Origin of the sequence: Photobacterium sp. OFAV2-7 (assembly GCF_022347985.1) — a bacterium.
GTDB lineage: Bacteria > Pseudomonadota > Gammaproteobacteria > Enterobacterales > Vibrionaceae > Photobacterium.
Map to the genome: position 1 here is coordinate 1 of NZ_JAKRFQ010000333.1, position 5,210 is coordinate 5,210.

Below are 5,210 nucleotides of genomic sequence, written 5' to 3' on the forward strand. Positions count from 1 at the left end.
GGTCACCAGGATCTCCTCGTCCGGTAGCCCGTACAGGTCGACGAACTCGGTGCCATTCAATACCCGCAGGCGGTTACCCCGCTCGATGGCATAGCGACGCAGAGTCAATAAATCCGGCTCGGTCGGCCCTTGCCATCTCAGGGCAGTGATTACCGTAAAGGCATAGCCATGGTCATCATCCAGCTCTGGCACAGATGCGCCTTGTGGCAGTAACGGCTGTGCATCAGCCAGCTTGTCTCTTGCTCGTGACCAAACGGGCTCGGAGTTGTTCACTTCATCTTTTAACTCAACCCTTACAACGGAGATTCCCGGCCGAGAAACAGATGCGAGCAGCTTTACTTCATCAAGCTGGCGCAGGCTCGTCTCAATTTTTTCCGTCACCAGCGCCTCGACCCGCTCGGCTGTTGCACCGGGGAAATGGGTGATCACACTGGCAAAACGATTGTGGATCACCGGATCTTCAGCGCGGGGCAGGGTATTGATGGCGGAAAGCCCACTGACTATAAGCAGTGCTACCGCCAATACCAGTAGCCGAGTGTTATTGATAATGTGGTTTATCTTCATGGATTAGGCCTCATCATCGGTTTCACTCAGTGGCAAAGGAAGCTTCTTTACCGGCATTACTGCCTGTCCGGGCACCAAGCGGTGAAGCCCGTCGGAAACCAGACGTTCACCATTACTGATCGCGCCGGTCACAAAGGCGTGATCGTTATTGGCGTAAAGCACCTGAACCGAGCGTCGCTCGATACGAAGCTCCTGATTGTTTTCGTTGAGGGCAAACACATTCCAAACCCCACGTATACCATCCGTCATGGCAGACAGTGGGACCCAGTAGCCGGGTTTTTCCCGAATATCACTGAACTGCAGGTAGGCAAGTTCGCCGTCAATAACGTCAGCATTTTGCGGTAGGCCAAATCGTAGCTTCACAGTGCGAGAGCCGGTGTCTACCCGTGCGCCCGGGTTTAGCAAGCTGGCATCGTAAGAGCGGTTACCGATCCGTAAGGTCCAGTCAGCCTCTTCACTCATCTTGGCCAACTGCTTGGCAGGAATGCCAATGTGCGCTTCTTTGTTGGTGCTGGCCAGCAAGGTCAGTGTTGGAGCACCGGTATTCACCACGTCGCCTTTCGAGACGAAGCGGGCACTGATAGTTCCGTCATACGGTGCAAACACGGTCGACTTCTGTTGCTGCAGCTGATTGGCTGCAGAAGAGGCTGTGAGCTGGCGGTAATTTGCCCGCAGGGCATTTCTCTGACTGTTCAGGTTGTCGATTTCAGATTCGGCACTAAAGCCTTTCTTCTTCAGCGCCTTCTGTCGTTTCAGGTTGGCTTCAATTAACTCAAGCTGGGCCGTAATTTGCGCCTGCTGGGCTTGGAGCTCGTCAGCCTGAGTCTGAAGTAGCTGCTTGTCGAGGATAATCAGTGGGTCGCCAGCTTTTACTTTGTCGCCGACATCGACAAGGATCTGCGCAATCTTGCCACCTAGCTCTAGTCCGAGATTGGCCTGCTGACCGGCCTGAACGGTGCCAACATACTCCCTCTCGACCAGGTAATGGTCTGAGGGTACGAGGGTGACAGTATTGACCCTAGGTAACTGCTGGGTTTCATGTGTTTGACTTGCTTCGGTATTTGATGTGTTGCAGCCGCTCAGTAGTGCAGAGGCAACTATTAGGCTACAAGCTGTGAACTTTAGTTTCCGTCGCATGGTAATTCATCCTGACAGGGTTTATGCTAGAACTAGACTGTCTAGTCCATATGAGTTAAAAATAACTCAAGCAAACTAGACTGTCCAGTTTGATTGTATCAAAAGTGTCAATTGTGATGTAAGGATGTTAATTGTGAGTGGGCCAGTATTGAATCCGAGAAGTGCAAAGAAGAGAGAGCAGATCCTAGAAGCGGCCGGTGAGCTGTTTGCCGAGCAGGGGTACGCCATCAGTATGGATGCTATTGCAGTCAGAGCAAAGGTCTCCAAGCAAACGGTATACGCCCACTTTAAAACCAAGGATGAATTGTTTGATACCTGTATTCGGGCTAAGTGTACGGCCAATCAGTTGGACGGTAGTTTGATTGATGACTCAAGCACGATGCGTGAAGTACTTTGTGAGTTTGCCTGGCGGTTCCAGAACATGCTGATGAGTGATGAGGCGCAGCATACTTACAAGACGTCAGTCAGCCAGGCAGATACACATCCTGAACTTGCCCAGGTGTATCTCAATGCAGGGCCAAAAACGACAACGGATATGGTGGCCGAATATTTGGCTCACAATGCAGATAAAGGGATTATTACCATTGATATCGATGTACGTGATGCTGCCTTACAGTTGCTATTGATGCTTCATGGTAGGGCGGTGTACTGGAAATACCTCGGGCAGGATAGCGGCGAGACGGATGAAGAGCGTCGGTCGTATTTGGAGCGGTGTGTGGATATCTTTCTCAAGGGATATGATTGCCAGGAGTCGCGTACGACAGCATAGCCTGATTATGTGACGATAATGAACGACAACTTTTGGTATCACTTCTTTGCGAAATACCTGAACAAATAACTGCTATCTTTAAACGTATGCGCTTGTGTATTCAGGTAGATTGGGGGAGAGGTATCTATGAGAGCGTTGTACGCCCTGAAGAAAGTTGTCGTCGTTGTTTTTGCTTTGGTGTCGGTGTTCTCAGCTCCCTCTAATGCGGCCCCAAGTCGTTTGCAGGAAATTATTGACCGCGGTGTACTCCGGGTTGGAACGACGGGGGACTGGAACCCGATGACCATCCGTGATCCTGCTACTAATTTCTATAACGGTTTCGATATCGATATCACCACCGAGTTGGCAAAAGATTTGGGGGTGACCGTGGAGTATATCGCGACTGACTGGAAAACTTTGGTCAGCGGCGTTATTACCGATAAATATGATATGACAGGCAGTGCGGCCCTTAATATGAAGCGGGCACGTGTTGCTGGTTATAGCCAGCCGTATTTTAATCTCGCTTTCGTACCCATTATCCAAAAACAAAACTTTAAGCGGTTTCGTAAATGGAGTGATTTTAATTCTAGCTCTGTGACAATAACCTCGACCAGAGGAACGGTTCAAGAGTCGCTGGTACAGGAAATGTTCCCCAAAGCCCGCCATAACATCATTCAGGCTCCTCTCCGTGACTATCAACAATTACTGACCAACAAAGCGACAGTGATTGTAACATCGAATATTGAAGCCGCCACGATAACCAACCGATTTCCCCAGCTAACCGTTGCCAAAGTCAACGGCATGCGTCGCCCGACACCTGTGGCTATGTTGTTGCCCAAAGAAGATCAGATCTGGATAAATTACATCAATCATTGGATCGAGCTGAAGAAAACGCAGGGTTTTTTTGATCGGATAGCCAGAAAGTGGGGGCTGGTTAGGTTAGATGTTCGCTAAGTCTCGGAATTCATTTCCATCTAAACGTTTGCCTGTGGAAAAAGTAACGATTTGACGAGATCGTGCAGCTATTCAGCTTGAACATATGCAATAAAAGTGACATGGTGGGTTGATAGGTTATAGGATAAAACAGGAATAGATACCCGAAAATTAAAGGAGCAATATGGACTTAACACCCTACAAAGGACTTATTTTTGACATGGATGGCACCTTGATAGACTCAATGCCAGCTCATGTCGAGGCATGGAAAAAAACATGCGAACTCTTCGAGATCCCGTTCGACGAAGAGTGGTTTTACAGCCTGGGTGGTATGCCGACTATCAAAACGGCGCAGGCAATTAATCACCGTTATCAGCAGAACTTTGATACCAAGCGTTTGGCGAATACCAAAAGCGAGTTTTTTGAAACGTTGGATTTTAAGGGAGAAGTGATATCTTCCACCTATCAGTTGCTGATTGATAACAAATCATCGAAAAAGATTGCCGTCGGCACCGGATGCCGTCAGATGAACGCGTTACCATTGCTCGGTGAAACAAACATCCTGCCGTTGCTGGATGCGTTGGTCACAGCTGATGACGTAGACAAGCATAAACCCAACCCAGATACCTTCTTACAGGCAGCACTGCGCATCGGTGTTGAGCCTTGTGATTGTTTGGTATTTGAAGATACCGAACTAGGCAAAACCGCTGCACTGGCAGCCGGAATGGATTGCGTGCTGGTGGTTGATGGTGAAATCACGACTCTGACGAAGGCAAGCACTCGTTAAAGAATCAGATTACACCTTGGCAAAGAAAGGGTATTCTTCCATGTACTGAATGAATACCCTGACAACAAGATGAAAAAAGCAACCGCAGAACAGCAACAAGTACACGCCGAAAGAATATCATCCGATCACCGCACAGCGTCTAAAGATCAATACCCAATATCAGAGACCCGTTTTTGGATTCAACGCCTGAGTAAAACTGGGGTGAGGGCTTTGCATATCTTAGGGATCGCAGGCTCTGCCGGCGGTATTCTGTATAGCGTCGAGCGCGAGTTATGGCTGAACTGGTGGATTTTGGCGATGGTTACAGGTGTTATTCTAATGACGCTTGAGATTAGTCGCTCCAGGCTATGGCTTATTCAGCTAAAAGGTGTCCTGACATTGGTGAAGCTGATGCTGCTTGGCTCTTTCTTTATTATTCCTCAGCATAAACCCATGCTATTTGTCACAGTGCTGCTGATGTCGGTATTTATTGCACATGGACCGGCAGGTCTTCGCCACTATTCTATTTGGCATCGTTGTCGCATTGATGAGAAGCAAGGCAAGAAAAAACACTGAATAGAATAACTTCGAAGCATATCGACAATGTAAGCATCATCGCTCCCTGAAGTTTATTGCACTGACTGCTATAATTCAGCATAATATTGCTATTACACTGATTATAAAACTTTATTTGTCAAGGATTTGGCTTTGAAACCATTACTGAGCATTATTCTACTACCATTGCTTCTTGCTGGCTGTTCACAAACAGTGGACGAGCGTGCCGATGAGTATGTTGATTTGAGCTTCACATTGTGTGGCGCCAAGGTAAAAACCTACTCTCAGGGAGATGATGGCAAAATCAGGGTTATCTGTGAAAATGACAGCTACTTCCTGGTAAAGGACAAAGAAACACTTGCCTATATGAACGAACTGAACGGCGCATATTGCTATGGCAAAGGCTTCTCTGTTTTCAACGAGCGTAGTAATTACTACACATTTACCTGCAAAGACGAGAAAAGCTTTAATATTCCTAAGTAATTTTAATACTTAGGGTTTATTAAG

The 5,210-nt window shown here is 47.8% G+C and carries 7 protein-coding genes; 5 read left to right on the forward strand and 2 right to left on the reverse strand.

From position 1 onward, the window contains the following. Window positions 1-564, reverse strand: a 564-nt coding sequence (locus tag MHN01_RS16015) for an efflux RND transporter permease subunit (protein WP_239412260.1), incomplete at its 3' end; no start/stop codon positions are given. Between the two features lie 3 nt (window positions 565-567). After that, the gene (locus MHN01_RS16020) at window positions 568-1,701 is read right to left on the reverse strand and encodes an efflux RND transporter periplasmic adaptor subunit (protein WP_239412261.1); all 1,134 of its coding nucleotides are present in this window, start codon (window positions 1,699-1,701) and stop codon (window positions 568-570) included. A gap of 124 nt (window positions 1,702-1,825) precedes the next feature. Here MHN01_RS16020 and MHN01_RS16025 point away from each other — a divergent pair, with 124 nt between their 5' ends. From MHN01_RS16025 to MHN01_RS16045, 5 genes are all read left to right on the forward strand, one after another. Further along, complete coding sequence (locus tag MHN01_RS16025; protein WP_239412262.1) at window positions 1,826-2,470, forward strand: TetR/AcrR family transcriptional regulator; 645 nt, start codon at window positions 1,826-1,828, stop codon at window positions 2,468-2,470. 126 nt (window positions 2,471-2,596) lie between these two features. Then, a complete protein-coding gene (locus tag MHN01_RS16030; RefSeq protein WP_239412263.1) occupies window positions 2,597-3,403 on the forward strand; it encodes a transporter substrate-binding domain-containing protein in 807 nt (268 codons plus the stop codon). A 163-nt stretch (window positions 3,404-3,566) separates the two neighbouring features. Then, window positions 3,567-4,169: a beta-phosphoglucomutase family hydrolase gene (locus MHN01_RS16035; protein ID WP_239412264.1), complete on the forward strand. Its 603-nt coding sequence runs from the start codon at window positions 3,567-3,569 to the stop codon at window positions 4,167-4,169. Window positions 4,170-4,238: 69 nt separating this feature from the next. Further along, on the forward strand, window positions 4,239-4,724 hold the full coding sequence (locus MHN01_RS16040; protein WP_239412265.1) for a hypothetical protein: 486 nt from the start codon (window positions 4,239-4,241) through the stop codon (window positions 4,722-4,724). A gap of 132 nt (window positions 4,725-4,856) precedes the next feature. Further along, on the forward strand, window positions 4,857-5,186 hold the full coding sequence (locus MHN01_RS16045) for a hypothetical protein (protein WP_160651356.1): 330 nt from the start codon (window positions 4,857-4,859) through the stop codon (window positions 5,184-5,186). Window positions 5,187-5,210: the final 24 nt, after the last annotated feature.